The following is a 17,913-nucleotide window of genomic DNA, read 5'->3' as shown; positions in this document are numbered from 1 at the left end:
AAGGAGGATAAGAACATAACAAGAACAAATATCATGAGCGAGTCGTCCCCCTTCCTGGCCGACCTTCGGGCGCGCATTGCCGCGATCGAGGGCCCGAAGCCCGTCGAAAGCGTGCTCTTCCCCCTGGGTAGCGTTTCCCTCGACGTGCAGCTGGGTGGGGGCCTGCCGAAGGGCCGGTTGCACGAACTCTTCGCCGCCGAGCCGGACGACCGCGCGGCGCTCGCCGGTGCGGGGCTGATGCTGGCGATGCGCGCGGGGACGGGGCCGCTGCTGTGGCTGCGGCAGGACGGGGCGGTGCGGGCAGGGGGATGCCTTTATGGTCCGGGGCTGGCCGAACTGGGCTTCGATCCGGCGCGCCTGATCGAGATCGTCGCACCCGACGAGGCGGCGTTGCTCCGCGCGGCGGGGGACGCGGTGCGCTGCGCACAGCTGTCGGTCCTCTTGATCGAGCCATGGAAGGCGGCGCGGGGGCTGGATCTGACCGCCACAAGGCGGCTGGCGGTCGCGGCGGAGAAATCGGGGGTGACCGTGCTGCTGCTGCGGGCGGAGGGGGAGCCGGTGCCGAGCGCGGCCTATAGCCGCTGGCGGGTCCGCTCCTCGGCCTCGGCGCCGCTGGAGGCGGGGGCGCCTGGCCATCCCGCCATCGAAATCGAATTGTTGCGCCATCGCGGAGGGCTGGAAGGCATGCGCATGTTGCTGGAGTGGAATCGTGACGAACACCATTTCCGCGAAGCGCCGCTATCTGGCGCTGGTCTTCCCGCTGCTGGCGAGCGAGCGGCTGGCGCGGGCGATCCGGAGCGGACAGGCGCGGCCCGGCTTTCCGCCTGATGCGCCCTTCGTCCTCGTCGAAAAGCAGAAAGGCGCGATCCGGCTCGTCGCGTCGAGCCGGGCCGCGCTCGACCTGGGGCTGGTGCCCGGCCTGTCGCTCGCCGATGCCCGCGCGCGTCATCCCGATCTGGGCGTCGTCGATGCCGATCCGGCCGAGGATGCGCGCCTGATCGAGGCGATCGCCGACGGGTGCGACCGCTATACGCCGATGGTGGCGATCGGCCCGCCCGACGGCCTATTGCTCGACATCAGCGGCTGCGCGCATCTGTTCGGCGGCGAGGAGGGCTTGCTCGCAGACCTGCGCGCGCGGCTGGAGCGGCTGGGGCTGACCACGCGCAGCGCGCTGGCGGACACCCCCGACGCCGCCCATGCGCTGGCCCGCCACGCGCGGTCGGGGGAGGCGCCCATCGAAAGCCTGCCGGTCGAAGCGCTCGAGCTTGGCGGAGAGGAGGCGGTCGCCTTGCGCCGCGCCGGGCTCAAGCGGATCGGCGACCTGCGCGCGCGGCCCTCGCAATTGCTGTCCGCGCGCTTCGGCGAGGCCGCCGCCGACCGGCTGGCCCGCGTCGCCGGTGGCCGCGACCTGCGCATTACCCCGCGCCGTCCAGAGCCGGCCTTGCAGCTCGAACGCCGCTTCGCCGAGCCGATCGGCCGCACCGAGGCGGCGCTCGCCGCGATCGGCGAGTTGATGGCAGGGGCCGCGCGGCGGATGGAGGAGGCGCATCGCGGCGGGCGCCGCTTCGAGGCGCAGCTCTATCGCACCGATGGCCTCGTCCGGCGGCTGCGCGTCGAAACCGGCCTGCCGGTGCGCGATCCCGCGACGATCATGCGGCTGTTCGACGAACGCCTTGCCGCGCTGGCCGATCCGGTCGATCCGGGCTTCGGCTTCGATCTGGTGCGTCTGGCGGTGCCTGTGTTCGAAGCGATGGCCCCGATCCAGCTGCCGCTCGAGGGCGGGGCGCTGGCCGAGGGCGAACTGGCGCAACTGCTCGACCGCCTCTCCACCCGGCTCGGCCGCAACCGGGTCAGGCGGCTGGCACCGCGCGACAGCCACATTCCCGAACAGGCGGCCTTCGCCTTTCCTGCCATCGAGGCCGGGCCCGCCGGCCCCTGGCCCGAGCCTGAGCGGGGCGAGCCGCCGCTGCGCCCGACCTATCTTTTTGACCCGCCCCAGCCGATCGAGGTGGTGGCGGGCGTTCCCGACGGGCCGCCCCAGCGCTTCCGCTGGCGGCGCGAGCTGCACGAGGTGACGCTGGCCGAAGGGCCCGAGCGGATCGGTTCGCTGTGGTGGAAGCGCGCCGACAATGCCGGGCTCAGTCGCGATTATTACCGCGTGGAAGACGGCAAGGGGCGGCGCTTCTGGCTGTTCCGCCTGGGCCTTTACGAGCGCGAGGCGAACAGCCCCGCCTGGTATATCCATGGCCTGTTCGCATGAGACGCCGACCCGATCCGGCCTTTGCCGAGATGGTGGCGGCGAGCAATTACAGCTTCCTGCGCGGGGCTTCGCCTGCCGAGGACATGGTTGCAGCCGCGCTTGCCGCCGGCCATGCCGGCCTCGGCATTGCCGACCGCAACAGCGTCGCCGGCGTGGTCCGCGCGTGGAAGGCGCTGCGTGACGCGCGCGAGAAGGCTGCCGAAGAGGGCCTTCCGGATTTCCCCTTCAAGCTGGCCACCGGGGCGCGCCTCGTCTTTGTCGACGGCACCCCCGACATCGTCGCCTATCCCGCGACCCGCCATGGCTGGGGGCGGCTGACCCGCCTGCTCACGGTCGGCAACCGGCGCGCGATCAAGGGCGACTGCATCCTGTTCCTCGCCGACCTGCTCGGCCATCTCGATGATCTGCTGCTGGTGGTGATCCCCGATGGCGAAGGGCTGGTGCTGGGAGGGGAGGGCGCCCGGCCACACCCGAGCTGGCAGGGACTCCATCCCGAGGCGACCACGCAATCCGTGGAGGAGAGCAGCGAAGGGCGGCCTCCTCTGGCGCTTGCGACGGTCGACGGGGTCAGGCTCGCACCATCGACCGTGCCTCCTGCGGACGGACGGCAGGACCGGTTGCGGCAGGTGCTGGCCCTTCTGAACCGCGCGGCGCCCGACCGGCTCTGGCTCGGCGTCACCATGCGCTATGCGGGGCGCGACCGTCGCCGCATCGCCGGGCTGGCGCGGCTCGCGGGCGAATTGTCGGTCCCGCTGCTCGCGACCAACGACGCGCTCTACGCCACCCCGGCGCAACGCCAGCTGCACGACATCGTCACCTGCATCCGGCTGGGCCTGAAGATCGAGGAGGCGGGGACGCGGCTCGCGGTCAATGCCGAGCGTCACCTCAAGCCCGGTCGCGAAATGGCGCGGCTTTTCGTCGATCATCCGCAGGCGGTGGGCGAAGGCGCACGTCTGCTCGAGCGGGTCGGTTTCGACCTCGGACAGCTCAGTTATGTCTATCCGCACGAGCCGGTGCCCGAGGGCTGGACCCCGCAGGCCTGGCTCGAGAAGCTCGTCGCCGACGGGGTGCGCTGGCGCTATGGCGACGCGCCCGGCCAGAAGGTGCTGGACCTCGTCGAGACCGAGCTGAAGCTCGTCCGCAAGGAGCAATATGCCTATTATTTCCTGACGGTGCACGACATCGTCCGCTTCGCGCGCGGGCGGAAGATCCTGTGCCAGGGGCGCGGGTCGGCGGCCAATTCGGTGATCTGTTACGTCCTCGGTATCACCGAGGTCGATCCGGTCGCGAACAAGCTGCTCTTCTCGCGCTTCATCTCCGAGGACCGCAAGGAGCCGCCCGACATCGACGTCGACTTCGAGCATGAGCGGCGCGAGGAGGTGATGCAATATATCTATGGCCGCTATGGCCGCGACCGCGCCGGCATCGCCGCGACCGTCATCCATTACCGGCCGCGCAGCGCGGTGCGCGAGATCGCCAAGGTGCTGGGCCTCAGCGAGGATATCGCGACCCGCCTGACCTCGACCATCTGGGGCAGCTTCTCGTCGAGCATGGAGGAGAAGCGCTTCCATGAGACCGGCTTCGATCCCGCCAATGTCGAGATCGGCCGGCTCAACATGCTGGTCGGGCAGCTGCTGACCTTCCCGCGCCATCTGTCGCAGCATGTCGGCGGCTTCATCCTGACCGAGGACCGGCTCGACGAGACCGTCCCGATCCACAATGCGGCGATGGACGACCGTACCTTCATCGAATGGGACAAGGACGATATCGACGCGCTGAAGCTGATGAAGGTCGATATCCTGGCGCTGGGCATGCTGACCTGCATCCGCAAGGCCTTCGCGCTGATCGAGACCCATATCGGGCGCCACTATGCGCTGGCGACGATCCCGCCCGACCAGCCCGACGTCTATGACATGCTGTGCACGGGCGACAGCATCGGCGTCTTCCAGGTGGAGAGCCGCGCGCAGATCAACATGCTGCCGCGCCTGCGCCCGCGCGAGCTGTACGATCTCGTCATCCAGGTGGCGATCGTGCGGCCGGGGCCGATCCAGGGGGGCATGGTCCATCCCTATCTGCGGCGGCGGCAGAAGCTGGAGCCGGTCGTCTTTCCTTCGCCGGCGCCGCCCCATGATCCGGACGAACTGCGCGAGGTGCTCGGCAAGACGCTGGGCGTGCCGCTGTTCCAGGAACAGGCGATGAAGCTGGCGATCGTCGCGGCTGGGTTCAGCGATGCCGAAGCGAACCGGCTGCGCCGGGCGATGGCGACCTTCCGCAATGTCGGCACCATGCCGACCTTCGAGCGCAAGATGGTCGGGGGCATGGTCGATCGCGGATATCCGCGCGATTTCGCCGAACGCTGCTTCGAGCAGATCAAGGGCTTCGGCAGCTATGGCTTTCCGGAAAGCCACGCCCAGTCCTTCGCGCTGCTCGTCTATGCCTCCTCCTATCTCAAGTGCCGCTATCCGGCGGTGTTCGCCTGCGCGCTGCTCAATGCCCAGCCGATGGGCTTCTATGCGCCCGCGCAGATCGTCCGCGACGCGCGCGAGCATGGCGTCGAGATCCGGGCGATCGACGTCAACCGCAGTGGCTGGGACAACAGCCTCGAAGGGCCCCCCGACCGGCTGGCGCTCCGCATCGGCCTGCGCCAGGTCGACGGCTTTCGCGAGGCCTGGGCAGAGGCGATCGTCGCCGCGCGGGGGCAGGGGGCGTTCGCGAGCATTGAGGAACTGGCCCGCCGCGCCGATCTGCCGCGCCGCGCGCTGCGCCTTCTGGCCGATGCCGACGCCTTCCGGTCGATCGGCCTCGACCGCCGCGCGGCGCTGTGGGAAGCGCGCCGGACGCCCGATGGCGAATTGCCGCTGTTTGCGGCGGCGCGCGCTCGCGAGCTGGGCAAGGAGCCCGATGCGCAACTGCCCGCCATGCCGCTGTCCGAGCATGTGGCGGCGGATTATCAGCTGACCCGCCTGTCGCTGAAGGGCCACCCGATGCAGTTCCTGCGCGAGCTGTTCCGGCGCGAAGGGGTGCTCAGCTGTGCCGAGGCGTCGGCGGCGCGCAACGGATCGCGGGCGAAGGTCGCAGGCGTCGTGCTGGTCCGCCAGCGCCCCGGCGAGGGCAAGGCGATCTTCGTCACGCTGGAGGACGAGACCGGCGTCACCAATGTCCTGCTGTGGGCGCGGACCTTCGAAGTGCAGCGGCGACAGGTGATGGCATCCCGGCTGATGCTGGTCGAAGGCGAGATCCAGCGCAGCCCCGAGGGTGTGGTGCACCTGATGGGCGCGATCGTCCATGATCGCAGCGCCGAGCTCGATCGGCTGTCCGAGGATCATCGCACCGAGATTGAACTGTCGCGGGCCGATGTGTTCGAGCATCCGCAGATGCCGCGCCACACTGTTCCGCGCGGCAGCCACCCCCGTGACGTCCGCATCCTGCCGCGCTCGCGCGACTTTCACTGATCCATCGCATTTCGGCAAGGCAGGGCGGCATCGCCACTTAGCGCTTTGCGGCGCCGGGTGGCTTTGGCAGATCGGCGCCCGGCTAGCAGAAGGGGGACGGATGAGCGGCTATCGGGCCATCGCACTGACCGCATCGATCCCCGTGTTCATGCAATATCTGGACGCCACTGCGATCAACACCGCGTTGCCCGCGATCGCGGCCGACCTGCGCGTCGCGCCGATCGACCTCAACGTCGCGATCCTCGCCTATCAGCTGGCCCTCGTGGTGTTCATTCCGCTCGGCGGCGTGCTTGCCAACCGCATCGGCGCGCGCAACGCCTTCATCGCCTCGCTGCTGCTGTTCATGGTCGGCGCGGTCGCCAGCGCGATGGCCTGGTCGCTCGGGACGCTCGTTGCGGCACGCGCGCTGCAGGGGGTGGGCGGTGCGATCATGATCCCGGTTTCGCGGCTGCTCGTCCTGCGATCGGCCGAACGGCACGAGCTGATCAGCGCCATGAACTGGCTCGTCATCCCCGGCATTGTCGGGCCGTTGATCGGGCCGGCGCTGGGCGGGTTCCTCGTCAGCTATGCGTCCTGGCACATGATCTTCCTCGTCAACCTGCCGATGGCGCTGCTCGGGGTGGTGATGAGCCTGTGGCTCGTCCCCGACCGGCGCGACGCAGAGGGCGAGAGTTTCGACGCGCCGGGCACGGCGATCGTCGCCATTCTGATCGTCTCGCTGGTGATCGGCCTGAGCGGGGTCACCGGTCAGGTCAGCCCACCGCTCACCGTCGCCATGCTGCTCCTCTCGGCCGTTTCCGCTCTGCTCTACCTGCGCCATCATCGCCGAGCGGCGGCGCCGATCATCGATCTGACGCTCTGGGCGATCCCCAGCTTCCGGCTGTCGATGCTGTCCGGCACGCTGATCCGCTGCCTGTTCGGTGCCCATGCCTTCCTGCTGCCGCTCTGGTTCCAGCTGGCGATGGGGTTCGAGGCGGCCAAAACGGGCGTGATGCTTGCGGCGGGCACGGTCGGCGTGCTGGTCAGCCGGTTCGTCGGAGGACCGCTGATCGCCCGGTCGCATCCCAGGAGCGTCGCGGTCGGGGGTGGGGCGGTGTTTGCGCTGTCGCTGCTCGGCACGGCCTTCCTGCACTCGGACCTGCCGATCCCGCTCTTCTATCTGCTGATCTTCGGGCAGGGCTTCGGCCTCGCGCTGGCGATGCTGGTGATCGGCCCGGCCGCCTATGTCGAGGTGCCGGCGGAGCGCATGGCGGCCGCGACAGGCTTCTATTCGACCGTCCAGCAACTGACCCTGTCGCTGGGCGTGATCACCGGAGTCTGGTCGCTCGCTGCGATGCGCTGGCTTACCGACGCTACGCCCTATGACAACCGCGCCTATGCGGGCAGCATGTTCTTGCTGGCTGCAATGGCGGTTTGCGCCGTCGCCCTGAACCGCCGCTTCGAGCCGGATGCGATTGTGTCGCTGCGACCCGTGCGCGCGGCGCGCGGCGCCTGAAACCGGCTCAGCGGCTTTCGAAGAAATCGCCGTCCTTCAGGCCCGCGCGCAGCCCGTCGATGCCGTGCAGCCACTCGATCGCCTGGACATCATCGTCGAGCGTCGCACGCCAGAAGGCGATGCTCGTGGCGATTACCGTATTGCGGATATGCGCGGGCGGCTCTCCGTTGAGCATCGAGGCGAAGGTCTGCCCGGCGAACATCTCATGCGTGGCGCCTTTCAGAACGAGCAGGAATTTGTCGCCGGCGGGCATCAGCCGGAACGGCTCTTGCCGCTGCTGCGCGGTAATCGGGATGACGAAGGGTACGGCATCCTCGGTCCCCGTGATCGACAGGAACGGGATGTGGATGCGCGAGAAGGCGACCTCGGGCGATCCGACCAGCGGCGGAGAGGGGCTCAGCGCCAGCGCGGCGCGGACCTTCAGGTCGACCAGTGGTGGCTGGATGGGGAAGGGAAAGATCTGCCCCGCCACCGCCTGAACGGTCTGCGCGCCGAAGCTGTGCCCGGCAATGCCGATCCGGCGCTGGTCGATCCGTCGAAGATCGCAAATGCCCTCTTCCTGCCGGATGCCCAGTTCGCGGATCACGAAGCGCATGTCGCGCGCCCGGGCGATCAACTGCTGGCTGCCCAGCGCAGCCCGGAAGCCGGGCTTGCCGAAGATCGCGCTGTCGCTGCCGCGATGCTGGAGGTTGATGACGGCATAGCCCGCCTCGGCCCAGGCATTGGCCCAGATCGTCCCCGCATCGAGCGATCCGCCGAGGCCATGGCTGTAGAGGATCACGCCCACCTTCTCGGCGCCGGCAGGCATGCGGATGCGGATGGGGATGGGGCGCTCGCGGCCGGGGTCGACCCAGACGCCTTCGCACAAGGTGATCGGCCCGGTCGCCTGTGCCGCCTCCATGCCGAACAGGGCAAGGCCGGCGGCGAGAACGGAACGGAAAAAGCGCACGAACATCATCGTTTATCCGTGGCGGAAAAAGGGGATTCAGACCAGCCCGCCCACAAAAAAGAAGGGCCCCGCAAAGCGGAGCCCTTCGATGGCCGGATTGTCCTTCGGATCAGAAGGAGAAGCGGACGCCGACGCGGATCGCGTAGAGCGACTGGCTCGCATAGATCGTGTCGGTCGGGTTGGTGAACTGCGAATATTGGTACTGGGCGCAGGGCTGTGACGAGCTGGTCGCCCGCGTTCCCTGGCCGTTTGCATTGCCCGCGGTGGTCAGGCAGGCCACGCGGACCGGCGAGACGTTGTACGGGAAAATATACTCGCGGATCTGACCCCACTTCTTGTTGATCAGGTTCGTGAAGTTCTCGATGTCGGCGAAGAAGGTGACCTTCGAGTCCCCCAGGCCGGTCGGAACCTCTTGCGACAGGTGAAGGTCGAAACGCGTGAACCACTTCGAGTTGAAGCCGTTACGCGGTGCAACCTTGCCCTGATATTTGTTCAGGCCCGAGTTGCGGATGAAGTTCTCGAACGCAGCCTGCGTCGCTGCCGAGTCATAGGAAACGCGCGGGTCGCCGCCGATCGTCGGAACATAGAGCAGGTAGCGCGATCCGCTGCCGGTCGTACCGAACACCGGGCTGCGACCCGACGCCGGATCGAACATCGTGTAGCTATAGGGCCGACCGATACGGGTTTCGCCGAACAGCGCAATGGTAGTCTTGTTGTCCCCGAAGAACTCACGCTCGAACGACAGGTTGTACTTGATATTGTACTTCACCTGGTCGTTGGAGGTGCCATAGGCCGCGCCATTGGCGTCGAAGAAGGCGCCATTGCCATAGTTGGACGAAGCGGTCGTCGAGGTTGCCGGCGTCTGGTCCTTGATGTCCTGCCAGGTAAAGCGCAGGCCTGCCGAAAGACCGAAGTCCCACGACTTGTCGACGCGCGCCACCGCGACGTAGCTGCGGCCCTTCTTGGTGTTGGTCAGGAAGAGGTCCGAGTTGTTGTCGGCGAAGCCCAGCGAGGTGATGCTGGTGTAGCGTTGGCGACCATCCGGGGTCAGCGATCCGACGATCGGCACCGAACGGATGTCGGTGAAGAACACCTGATTGCGGACCTTGGAATAGAGGAGGTCTACGCCGAACTGCCAGTCGTCACCCAGAAAGCCGAGATCCGCGCGATAGTCGGTCGACAGCGTGGCGCGCCACTGCGACGGGATCTTGAACGAGGGATCAACCGCGTTCGTCGACGAGTTCGCGACGATACTGCCATTGGCGATATACTGGTTCACCGCGCCGGGGATCGAATTGCCCGCCACGTTGATCAGCGCCGCCGTGCCGACTGCGGTCGCTGCAGCGCCGGTCAGGCCCGGGACGCTGAAGCCGCCATTGTTGAGCATGCGGATCGTCTGGTTGTTCGACAGCACGCCGGTGTTGGAGAAGCTGTTCGAGAAATAGACGTCCGGTGCGCCACCGCCGAAGATACCGCCGCCACCGCGGACCGAGAGGCGCGGGCTGGGCTTCCAGTCGAAGCCGAGGCGCGGCTGAAGAAGGCCGCGACCGCTGAGAAAGGCGGCGTTGTTGAAGCCATAGCGCGCGACGAAGTTCGGGTTGACCGTCGGACGGCTGCTGCCGCCATAGAGATCATAGCGCAGGCCGTAGGACAGGCTGAAGGTCGGATCCGGGCGCCAAGTGTCCTGCAGACCGAAGGCATAGGACTGATAGCGGAAGCGCGCCGCCGCGTCGTTCGGATCGAGCGACGGAATGGCGTTCTGATAGATCAGCTGCTGCGCATTGCCGGCCGAAAAATCGGCGAGCGAGTCGAAATAATAGTTACCTGCAGTGTTCTGCAGGAACAGGTTGAAGATTTTCACGTCCGAGAAGTCGACGAAGGCGCGGATGTCGTGATCGCCGCGGTTCAGGCGGGCGAGGAACGAACCGCCAAAGGTCTCAGTGTTGAGCGCGTTCGACTGGCGCGAATTGTCCGGGCCGATCGAGACGACCGGAACGCCGTTCGGGCAGTTGGTCGCTTCGGTCGTGCCGGTGGCAGTGCCGGTGCCGCGATCCGAGGTCGGCGCAGTGCAGACGCGGAACTGGGCGAAGCCGCGGCCGAGCAGCGGATCCTGCAGGCGCACATATTTCTTGTAGAAGCCGCGCGCCTCGGTCGAGAAGTCATCCGACCAGTCGGAGTTGATCTGGACAACGCCGATCTGCAGCTTGTTGCCTTGGACATAGGCGTTGGACGAAAGGCCCAGCGCCGGCTGCACATTGCCGCTGTTGGTGTTGTTCGTCAGAACGATCTCGTCCTTCGCATAGGCGTAGGTGAAGGAGAGGCGCTGCGTTTCGGACAGGTTGGCGTCGATCTTGGCGACCAGGCGGTCGTCCTTGTCGCCGGTGTTGTTGACGATCCCACCCGCGTCATAATTATAGCGGCTCTTGGCAGTCGAGACGACCTGGTCGACCAAGGCCTGGGTCAGGTTCGGGATCGCGGTGCCGGCGTTGTTCTCGAGCGAGCCTTCGGCGATCGGGCGCGGTGCGCGGATGCGCTCGCCCGCGATCATGAAGAACAGCTTGTCCTTGATGATCGGGCCGGAAAGTTCCGCGCCATAATTCTTGTACTTGAAGTTTGGCAGGGTCACGCGGCCGGTCGGCACGCCGGGGCCAGCCTTGGTCTTCTTGCCGCTCAGTTCGTCGGACGAATAAGCGTAGAAGCCGGTGCCCTGGAAGTCGTTGGTGCCCGAGCGCAGCACGATGTTGATCACGCCGCCTTGGAAATTGCCTTCGCGCACATCATAGGGCGCGACCTTGGTCTGGAACTGACCGACGGCGTCCAGCGGAATCGGCGAACGGCGGCTGGGAAGGCCGTCGGGGTTCAGGCCGAAATTGTCGGTGATCGGCACGCCGTCGACGGTGAAGCGGTTGAAGCGTGCATTCTGGCCGGCGAAGGAGACCGCGCGGCCGCCCGACGGGGTGTCGTCGAGACGGGCGAACGGATCGCGGCGCATGAGGTCGCGGATATCACGGTTGATCGTCGCGATCTTGGCGACGTCGGACGAGGTCAGCACGGTCGCCGGACCCTGCGAGACGGTGCGCGCATTCTTGATGCTGCTGGCGGTGACGACGATCTCCTGGCCGCCGACTTCGGTCAGTTCGATCGGCAGCGTGTAGGGCTGGCCGATGAAGGTGTTGATGTCGGTGACCTGGGCGTTGGTGTAGCCGCTGGCCGAGACCGACACGCTGAACGGACCGCCGATGCGGAGACCGTTGGCGTTGAAATTGCCCGAAGCGTCCGTGGTCAGCGTCGACTTTGTGCCCGACGGCACGTGCAGGATCGTCACCGTCGCGCCGGCGACGGGAGCTCCGTTCGACGTCACGGTGCCCGAGATCGAGGAGGTGGTTTCCTGCGCATGGGCCGGCGCGGACGCGACCATGGCGATGGCAAGCGCGCCCACCGCGCAGCCGAGCGAGAAATTACGCATTCCAAATGTCCCCTTTGGACGCCAAAAATGGCTTTGTGCGGCGCACAAGCATCACGGGCGGTTCTACCGCTGTCCGTCACCGGCCGTGCTCCAGTGGCGCGGTGTTTATGCCTCGATTATTACCGTTCCGTGGCAGCTTCTTCAACTGTGACAGCGACTTTCAAGCCTGTCAGGAAAAGCCCGGAAAATGGCGCTGCAGCGCAGGATTCGGCACGCTACCGTAACTTTACGGGGCGCTTCTGGCGCAGCTTCGACGGTGCGGAGGCATCAAAGTGATTCGCGTCCAAACTGTCGGGAAGCTGAACGGCGCGCACCCTGACGCCGGACGTTCGAATGGGTTCTGGGCGATCCGAAGGTGCATCAGATGATCCATCCGGCATCGCCTCGGCAGCCATGCCGGTCAACCGGTCCGCCGATGCCGATCGTCGTCTTGCACCCCCTCCCCGCGAAGTGCACGGTCGGCCGGAAAATGCCGCAGGCATCAGGAAGAGGACCGACATCGCATGAAGATCATCGTTACCGGAGGACTTGGGGCGCTGGGGCGGGCCGTGGTGGCGGAACTCGCCGCGCGGGGCCATGAGGTCGCGGTGGTCGACGTGGCGACGCCTTCGGGCGAGACGCAGGGTGCCCTGACCCTGGGCGGTGTCGACCTGACCGACGAGGCGGCGGTGCAGGCCGCTTATGTCACGATCGCCGAGCGGCTGGGCGGGATCGACGGACTGGTGAACGTCGCGGGCGGCTTCCTGTGGGAGACGGTGGCGGACGGCAGCCTCGACAGCTGGGACCGCATGTATCGCCTGAACCTGCGCACCGCGGTGATCTCGTCGCGGGCAGCCGCAGCGCACATGCAGGCCGGCGGTGCGATCGTGAACATCGGGGCGGCGGCAGCCGGCAATGCGGCGATGGGCATGGCGCCCTATGCGGCGTCGAAAGCGGGCATAAAGGCCTTTACCGAGAGCTTCGCGGACGAGCTCAAGAGTCGGTCGATCCGCGTCAATGCGGTGCTGCCGACGATCATCGACACGCCGACCAACCGCGCCGACATGCCCGATGCCGATCGGTCGGGCTGGGTGACTCCGGCGGGCGCCGCCAAGGCGATCGCCTTCCTCCTGTCGGCGGATGCCGGCACGATTACCGGCGCCAGCATAACCCTGTCTCTGCCGGGCTGACAGGTCAGCGCTCGGACCGCTGCAGGGCTCAGCCCATGGGCCCCGTCCGGAACCAGCGGCGCAGGACGGGCACCCGCGCCAGCGAGCAGCCGCAATGACGGCAGCGGCTGTGCTGCATGCCCTGTTCGTCGACGGTAAAGCTCGCTTCGGGCACATGCTGGCCTTCGCGGCAGGCGCGGGTGATGGCGCCGATCGTGCGGCGCTTTGACGGGCGGACGCGGCGGGGCTTGGTTTCGATCAGGGTTTCGACGGTCATGGGGTCCTCCTGTTCCCCGTTGAATGCCGCTTCGCCCCTTGTGTCGGGGTGACCCCCGCGTGAAATTCCGTTCATCTTGGCCATGGCCTCACTCCGCCGGGACGAGCGCGGTCATGGGTGCGACAGGAGCGTCGAGCGCCATGCGTGGCGTGGGGGCGTTGCGGCGCCCGGCAGGGCTCGGCATCGGGCTGCCGATCAGCCGATTGAGGTCGCGCATCGCCAGGATGAGACCCGCGCCGCCGGGCGCCGCGATGTAGCGGGGCTCCCAGCGGGGCGCGAATTTTTCCTTATAAGCGCGCAGGCCGCGGAAGCCGTACAGCCGCTCGCCATGCCGGAAGATGACTGCGGCCGCCTTGGCCCAGAGCGGCGACAGGCGATGGGAATCGATACCCGACAGCGGCGCGAGGCCGAGCGAGAAGCGGGCATAGCCCTGCTCCTGTCCCCAGCGCATCAGCTGCGCGAACAGGAAGTCCATCGTGCCGGTGGGTGCGTCATGGCTATGTCGCATCAGGTCGACCGACAATTCCCGCCGGTTGGCCGTCCGCCAGATATTGGCGAAGGCGACGATCCGACCTTCGACCCGCACCAGCGCACAGTCGAACTGCGCCAGATAGTCGGCATCGAAGCGACCGAGACTGAAGCCCTTTTCTCGTTGTCCCTTGTTTTCGAGCCAATCGTCGGAAATCCGCGCCAGTTCGGGCAGCAGCGCGGGCACGTTTTCGGCCGGCACGACTTCGAACTGCGCGCCTTCGCGTTGGGCGCGGCGGACGGTCTGCCGGATCGAGCGCATCCGCGATCCTTCGAGCGAGAAGGGGGGGACATCGACGATCGCCTCCTCGCCATATTTGATGATCTGCAGGCCGAGCGCGATCGCCAGTTCGAGCATCTCGCTGCTGATCTGATAGAGCATCAGGCGGCCCTGCGCGGCGTGCGCCATAGAGCGGATCTGCCAGAGCAGTTCGGTCCAGGCGTGGCGCGGCCCGACCGGGTCGCCCATCACGATCCAGCTTGCACCGCGGATCTGGTACATCAGCATGGCGTCGCCGTCCGAGGAGAAGAGGAAGCGCTTGTCGCCGGTCAAGGCGAGCATCGCGTCGGTCCGGTCCGCTTCCGCCAACAGGGTCGGCACGATGTCGGGCAGTCCGGTCGGGGCGCGGTGGGGCGAAGCTGGCGCGAACAGGCGCCAGAAGGCGACGGCGGCGAGCAGCATCGTCGCGCCCAGGCTGGCGCGCAGATAGCGCGACGCATCGCCGTGCAGCGCGAAATCCCACCACAGGCCGTTTTCATAGGGAACATGCTTGTAGGAGAAGAGCCCGACCCAGAGGGTCAGCGCGCCTACCGCGCCCACGCAGGCGATCCAGGCCGGGGTGAAGATCCCCGATACGAGCGTTGTCGATCGATAGAAGGCGGGGCGGGTCCACTGCAGCAGGCCGGCAATGGCGAGGCAGACCAGCGCCTCCTCATAATCGATGCCCTTGGTCAGCGAGAAGACCGCTCCCGCGAGCAGGAGCGCGCGGGCCGCGACGAACGCCCCGTCCAGCCGCCGGTACAGGGCCGGCGCCAGCAGCAGCAGGCCTGTGCCTGACAGGCTCGCGGCGAAGTGCGATGCCTCGATGAAGGGGAGCGGTACCACGGCGTGCAGATCGTGAAGACGGCCGGGCACGGCGGGGGTCGATCCCGACAGCAGCAGCAGCGTGCCGCCGAGGAAGCTCGATACGCTCATCAGCATGGGGGCGACGCCGCTCGCCATCTTCTGTGCCTGCGACAGCAGCCGGCCCAGGCGCCGATCGCGGCCTTCCTGCAGGGTCAGCAACAGGACACCGAGCGCGAGGGGCAGGATATAGTAGATCAACCGGTAGGCGATCAGTGCGGCGACAAGGCCGGCCTTGTCGACTGGTAGCGTCGCCAGGATCACCGCCTCGAAGATACCGAGGCCGCCGGGCACATGGGTGATCAGCGCCGCGATCATCGCCAGTGCATAAGCGACGAAGAAGGCCGGCATCATCGCGGGGGCGGCCGAAGGTACGAGCACGAACAGTGCAGCCGCCGCCGTGGCGAGATCGATCGCGGCGACGATCAACTGGCCTGTCAGCAGCGCCGGGGAAGGCAGCGGGACCGTCCAGCCGAACAGGCGGATCGTGCGCGGGCCGAGGATGCGGATCAGGAACAGCCCGGCGATCGCCGCCGACACTATCGCACCCACCATGTGTCCGCTGCCGCCGGGCAGGCCCAGCATCGCGGTCGCCTCGCTCGCGCCGCCGAGCAGGAGCGCCGTGCCCGTAACGGCGAACACACCCAGCCAGAAGGTGCCCGAGGCGATCGCCACCACGCGGACCACGTCGCCCGGCGAGAGGCCGGCGCGCGTATAGATCCGGAACCGCGCCGAGCCGCCGGTGATCAGGCCCAGCCCCAGATTGTGGCTGATCGTGTAGCTGGTGAAGGAGGCGAGCGCCGCCGTCCGCCACGGCAGCGGGCGTCCGATCGTGCGCAGCGCCAGCACGTCGTAAAGCGTAAGCGCGAGATAGCTCGCGGCGGTCAGTGCCAGTGCGGCCGCGATCTGGCGGCGGTCGATCAGATGATAGGCGCTCTTGACGTCGCGCAGCCCGATCTCTCGGGTCAGATCGTGGAGTGCCAGGAAACCCAACCCGATCAGCAGGATCACGAGCAGCGCGGAGAGAGGCGCCCGGCGGGCGCGAACACAGGCGATGACGCGGTTCATTGCGGCAGGCTTTCGATGCGCTGCCAGACCTGCGACTTGCACAGGAAGCCGCCGATCAGGCAGCCCTTCACGCGCAGGCTCCGGGCATCGGGCTGGGTGATGGTGGAAGAGAAGCGGTGTCCCATGTCGGGGACGTAGACCGTCCCTTCCCAGCCGCCCTCGCCATCGGGACGATAATCTTCGAGCAGTTCGAGCCCGTCGAGCTTGTCGACCCCGCTGTCCTTGGCGTCGGTGCGCGCCTGCGGGCTGGCCCAGACGATCCAGCCGCACAGCTTGTCGCCGCATGGCCCGGTGCGCACGGCAACGGTGCCGTGGGGATTGAGCCACAGGCCATCGACGGTGCTCTGCGCCGAGGCCGGTCCGGTGACGCAGGCTGTCGCAAGGCCTGTGATAAGAAGGATGAGTTTTCGCATCGATGAGCCCCGCTTGATCATGGCGCCGACCTAGGCCTGCGGGGATGGCGGCGCTGTGGGGGGCAACTGAACTATTCGTAATGTGCCGCCCATCCGGGGGTATGATGCCGTCCCCTATGTCGTTCGTGAAAGGAGCCGGATATGGCAAGCAACGCCCCCGATACACTGGCCGGCCGCTATCTCGGTGACCGGCCGCTCGATCCCGAAGAGGCGAATGTCCTCGCCAAGATCCTGACGCGCCAGCCGATCGCGCAGGATGTCGCCGACGTCGCCGACGCACAGGCGACCTTCGGCGAACGGCTGTCCGACCGCGTCGCTGCGGTCGGGGGCAGCTGGGCCTTCATCATCGGCTTCGCCTTCGCGCTGGCCGGCTGGATGCTGCTGAACACGGGCGTGCTCCGCCACTGGGGCCTCACCTTCGACCCCTATCCCTACATCTTCCTCAACCTGATCCTGTCGACGCTCGCCGCCGTCCAGGCACCGATCATCATGATGAGCCAGAACCGGCAGGCCGCAAAGGACCGGCTGGCCGCCAGCCTCGACTATGAGGTCAACCTGCGCGCCGAACTGGAGATATTGCGGCTGCACGAGATGATCGAGCGGCTGACCGTTCTGGTTGGAGAACGGCAGCAGCAGGGAGGGCAGTGACGTGGCTCGCTCGCCGGCCTGGATGGGATGGGTCGCGCTGATCTGTGCGCTGCTGGCGATCACCGTGATCGCGCTGCAGCTGTCGGATCGGTCTTTGCGGCACGATATCGTTGCCGGACGGTGGCGCTCGACCGGCGCGACGCTGGCGACGATCGATACCGAGGGGCAGCCGCGTCTGGTCGTCACCAGCCTGCGGTCGGACGGCCCGGCACAGCGTGCCGGCTTGCGCGTGGGCGATGCGATCGAGACGGTCGATGGCCGGCCGGCGCCGACGATGTCCGCACTCAATCGCGACGTGGCCGCAGGCAGCTTTGCGATCGTCCATCTTCAGGTTAGGCGTAACGGGCAGCTGATGGAGATCGGGGTCCCGCGCGGGTCAGGGGAAAGCCAATGAGTCACAAGATCCTCGTCGTCGAGGATGACGCCACGACCGCCGATTTCGTCGCCGCCGGGCTGATCGAGCATGGCTTCGTGGTCGACAAGGCGAACAATGGCCGCGATGGGCTCTTCCACGCGACCGACGGCAGCTATGACTGCATCATCCTCGACCGGATGCTGCCCGGCATGGAGGGCATGGCGGTGCTCGGAGCGCTGCGGGCCGCCGGGATCGAGACGCCCGTGATCATCCTGTCGGCGCTGGGATCCGCGGAGGACCGGGTGAAGGGACTGGAGGGCGGATCGGACGACTATCTGACCAAGCCCTTCGCCTTCGCCGAACTGCTCGCACGCGTGCGGTTGCTGATCCGCCGCGCCGGCAATGGCACCGGCGCCGCGCCCGAGACGCGCCTGTTCTGCGCCGATCTCGAAATGGACCTGCTGTCGCGCAAGGTGAAGCGGGCCGGGCAGAGCGTCGACCTGCAGCCGCGCGAGTTCCGCCTGCTGGAATTCATGCTCCGCCATGTCGACCAGGTCGTCACGCGCACCATGTTGCTGGAAGGGGTGTGGGATTATCATTTCGACCCCGGCACGAACGTGATCGATGTCCATGTCAGCCGGCTGCGCAAGAAGATCGACGAGGGCCATGCCCGGCCGCTTCTGCATACGGTGCGCGGTTCGGGCTATCGTCTCGGCGTCGAAGGCTGAGCC

General features: G+C 67.3%; 13 protein-coding genes. 8 read left to right on the top strand and 5 right to left on the bottom strand.

Annotated elements, in window-relative coordinates:
- Window positions 1-33 precede the first annotated feature (33 nt).
- From ACNI3R_RS11455 to ACNI3R_RS11440, 4 genes are all read left to right on the top strand, one after another.
- Window positions 34-828, top strand: coding sequence for an ImuA family protein (locus tag ACNI3R_RS11455; protein WP_426183359.1), 795 nt, complete (start codon window positions 34-36; stop codon window positions 826-828).
- Entirely contained in the window at window positions 710-2,260 is a 1,551-nt protein-coding gene (locus tag ACNI3R_RS11450) for a Y-family DNA polymerase (protein WP_426183357.1), read from the top strand. Before ACNI3R_RS11455 ends, ACNI3R_RS11450 begins: the two co-directional genes overlap by 119 nt.
- Window positions 2,257-5,712: an error-prone DNA polymerase gene (locus ACNI3R_RS11445; protein WP_426183355.1), complete on the top strand. Its 3,456-nt coding sequence runs from the start codon at window positions 2,257-2,259 to the stop codon at window positions 5,710-5,712. The genes ACNI3R_RS11450 and ACNI3R_RS11445 overlap by 4 nt, the downstream gene beginning before the upstream one ends.
- Before the next feature lie 100 nt (window positions 5,713-5,812).
- Complete coding sequence (locus tag ACNI3R_RS11440; RefSeq protein WP_426183353.1) at window positions 5,813-7,207, top strand: MFS transporter; 1,395 nt, start codon at window positions 5,813-5,815, stop codon at window positions 7,205-7,207.
- Between the two features lie 7 nt (window positions 7,208-7,214).
- On the opposite strand, the gene ACNI3R_RS11435 is transcribed toward ACNI3R_RS11440, so the two are convergent.
- Entirely contained in the window at window positions 7,215-8,165 is a 951-nt protein-coding gene (locus ACNI3R_RS11435) for an alpha/beta hydrolase family protein (protein ID WP_426183351.1), read from the bottom strand.
- Between the two features lie 100 nt (window positions 8,166-8,265).
- Entirely contained in the window at window positions 8,266-11,622 is a 3,357-nt protein-coding gene (locus ACNI3R_RS11430; RefSeq protein ID WP_426183349.1) for a TonB-dependent receptor, read from the bottom strand.
- 503 nt (window positions 11,623-12,125) lie between these two features.
- Between ACNI3R_RS11430 and ACNI3R_RS11425 the strand changes: the two genes are divergently transcribed.
- Window positions 12,126-12,791 (top strand): SDR family NAD(P)-dependent oxidoreductase, encoded by a 666-nt coding sequence (locus ACNI3R_RS11425; RefSeq protein WP_426183347.1) that lies wholly within the window; start codon window positions 12,126-12,128, stop codon window positions 12,789-12,791.
- Window positions 12,792-12,819: 28 nt separating this feature from the next.
- On the opposite strand, the gene ACNI3R_RS11420 is transcribed toward ACNI3R_RS11425, so the two are convergent.
- From ACNI3R_RS11420 to ACNI3R_RS11410, 3 genes are all read right to left on the bottom strand, one after another.
- Window positions 12,820-13,047 carry a hypothetical protein gene (locus ACNI3R_RS11420; RefSeq protein ID WP_426183345.1) on the bottom strand — a complete coding sequence of 76 codons (228 nt, stop codon included), beginning with the start codon at window positions 13,045-13,047 and terminating at the stop codon, window positions 12,820-12,822.
- Window positions 13,048-13,135: 88 nt separating this feature from the next.
- Window positions 13,136-15,766 carry a bifunctional lysylphosphatidylglycerol flippase/synthetase MprF gene (gene mprF / locus ACNI3R_RS11415; protein WP_426183343.1) on the bottom strand — a complete coding sequence of 877 codons (2,631 nt, stop codon included), beginning with the start codon at window positions 15,764-15,766 and terminating at the stop codon, window positions 13,136-13,138.
- Window positions 15,763-16,179 carry a DUF2147 domain-containing protein gene (locus ACNI3R_RS11410; protein WP_426183341.1) on the bottom strand — a complete coding sequence of 139 codons (417 nt, stop codon included), beginning with the start codon at window positions 16,177-16,179 and terminating at the stop codon, window positions 15,763-15,765. Before ACNI3R_RS11410 ends, mprF begins: the two co-directional genes overlap by 4 nt.
- Before the next feature lie 141 nt (window positions 16,180-16,320).
- On the opposite strand from ACNI3R_RS11410, the gene ACNI3R_RS11405 reads away from it, so the two are divergent.
- The 3 genes from ACNI3R_RS11405 to ACNI3R_RS11395 are packed head-to-tail and all read left to right on the top strand — an operon-like array spanning window position 16,321 to window position 17,910.
- Window positions 16,321-16,827 carry a DUF1003 domain-containing protein gene (locus tag ACNI3R_RS11405; protein WP_426183339.1) on the top strand — a complete coding sequence of 169 codons (507 nt, stop codon included), beginning with the start codon at window positions 16,321-16,323 and terminating at the stop codon, window positions 16,825-16,827.
- 1 nt (window position 16,828) lies between these two features.
- Window positions 16,829-17,221, top strand: coding sequence for a PDZ domain-containing protein (locus ACNI3R_RS11400; protein WP_426183337.1), 393 nt, complete (start codon window positions 16,829-16,831; stop codon window positions 17,219-17,221).
- On the top strand, window positions 17,218-17,910 hold the full coding sequence (locus tag ACNI3R_RS11395; protein WP_426183335.1) for a winged helix-turn-helix domain-containing protein: 693 nt from the start codon (window positions 17,218-17,220) through the stop codon (window positions 17,908-17,910). Before ACNI3R_RS11400 ends, ACNI3R_RS11395 begins: the two co-directional genes overlap by 4 nt.
- Window positions 17,911-17,913 lie beyond the last annotated feature (3 nt).

It is taken from the genome of Rhizorhabdus antheiae, assembly GCF_049889055.1.
Lineage (GTDB): Bacteria > Pseudomonadota > Alphaproteobacteria > Sphingomonadales > Sphingomonadaceae > Rhizorhabdus.
Note: the sequence above shows the minus strand (reverse complement) of the source record. Positions and strands in the feature narration are given on the sequence as shown.

What these genes read in the sequence shown, in the direction of transcription:
- ACNI3R_RS11420 (WP_426183345.1), bottom strand. Translation starts at nt 13,047, where the DNA reads ATGACCGTCGAAACCCTGATCGAAACCAAGCCCCGCCGCGTCCGCCCG.
- mprF (WP_426183343.1), bottom strand. Translation starts at nt 15,766, where the DNA reads ATGAACCGCGTCATCGCCTGTGTTCGCGCCCGCCGGGCGCCTCTCTCC.
- ACNI3R_RS11455 (WP_426183359.1), top strand. Translation starts at nt 34, where the DNA reads ATGAGCGAGTCGTCCCCCTTCCTGGCCGACCTTCGGGCGCGCATTGCC.
- ACNI3R_RS11440 (WP_426183353.1), top strand. Translation starts at nt 5,813, where the DNA reads ATGAGCGGCTATCGGGCCATCGCACTGACCGCATCGATCCCCGTGTTC.
- ACNI3R_RS11395 (WP_426183335.1), top strand. Translation starts at nt 17,218, where the DNA reads ATGAGTCACAAGATCCTCGTCGTCGAGGATGACGCCACGACCGCCGAT.
- ACNI3R_RS11405 (WP_426183339.1), top strand. Translation starts at nt 16,321, where the DNA reads ATGGCAAGCAACGCCCCCGATACACTGGCCGGCCGCTATCTCGGTGAC.
- ACNI3R_RS11445 (WP_426183355.1), top strand. Translation starts at nt 2,257, where the DNA reads ATGAGACGCCGACCCGATCCGGCCTTTGCCGAGATGGTGGCGGCGAGC.
- ACNI3R_RS11435 (WP_426183351.1), bottom strand. Translation starts at nt 8,165, where the DNA reads ATGATGTTCGTGCGCTTTTTCCGTTCCGTTCTCGCCGCCGGCCTTGCC.
- ACNI3R_RS11430 (WP_426183349.1), bottom strand. Translation starts at nt 11,622, where the DNA reads ATGCGTAATTTCTCGCTCGGCTGCGCGGTGGGCGCGCTTGCCATCGCC.
- ACNI3R_RS11410 (WP_426183341.1), bottom strand. Translation starts at nt 16,179, where the DNA reads ATGCGAAAACTCATCCTTCTTATCACAGGCCTTGCGACAGCCTGCGTC.
- ACNI3R_RS11425 (WP_426183347.1), top strand. Translation starts at nt 12,126, where the DNA reads ATGAAGATCATCGTTACCGGAGGACTTGGGGCGCTGGGGCGGGCCGTG.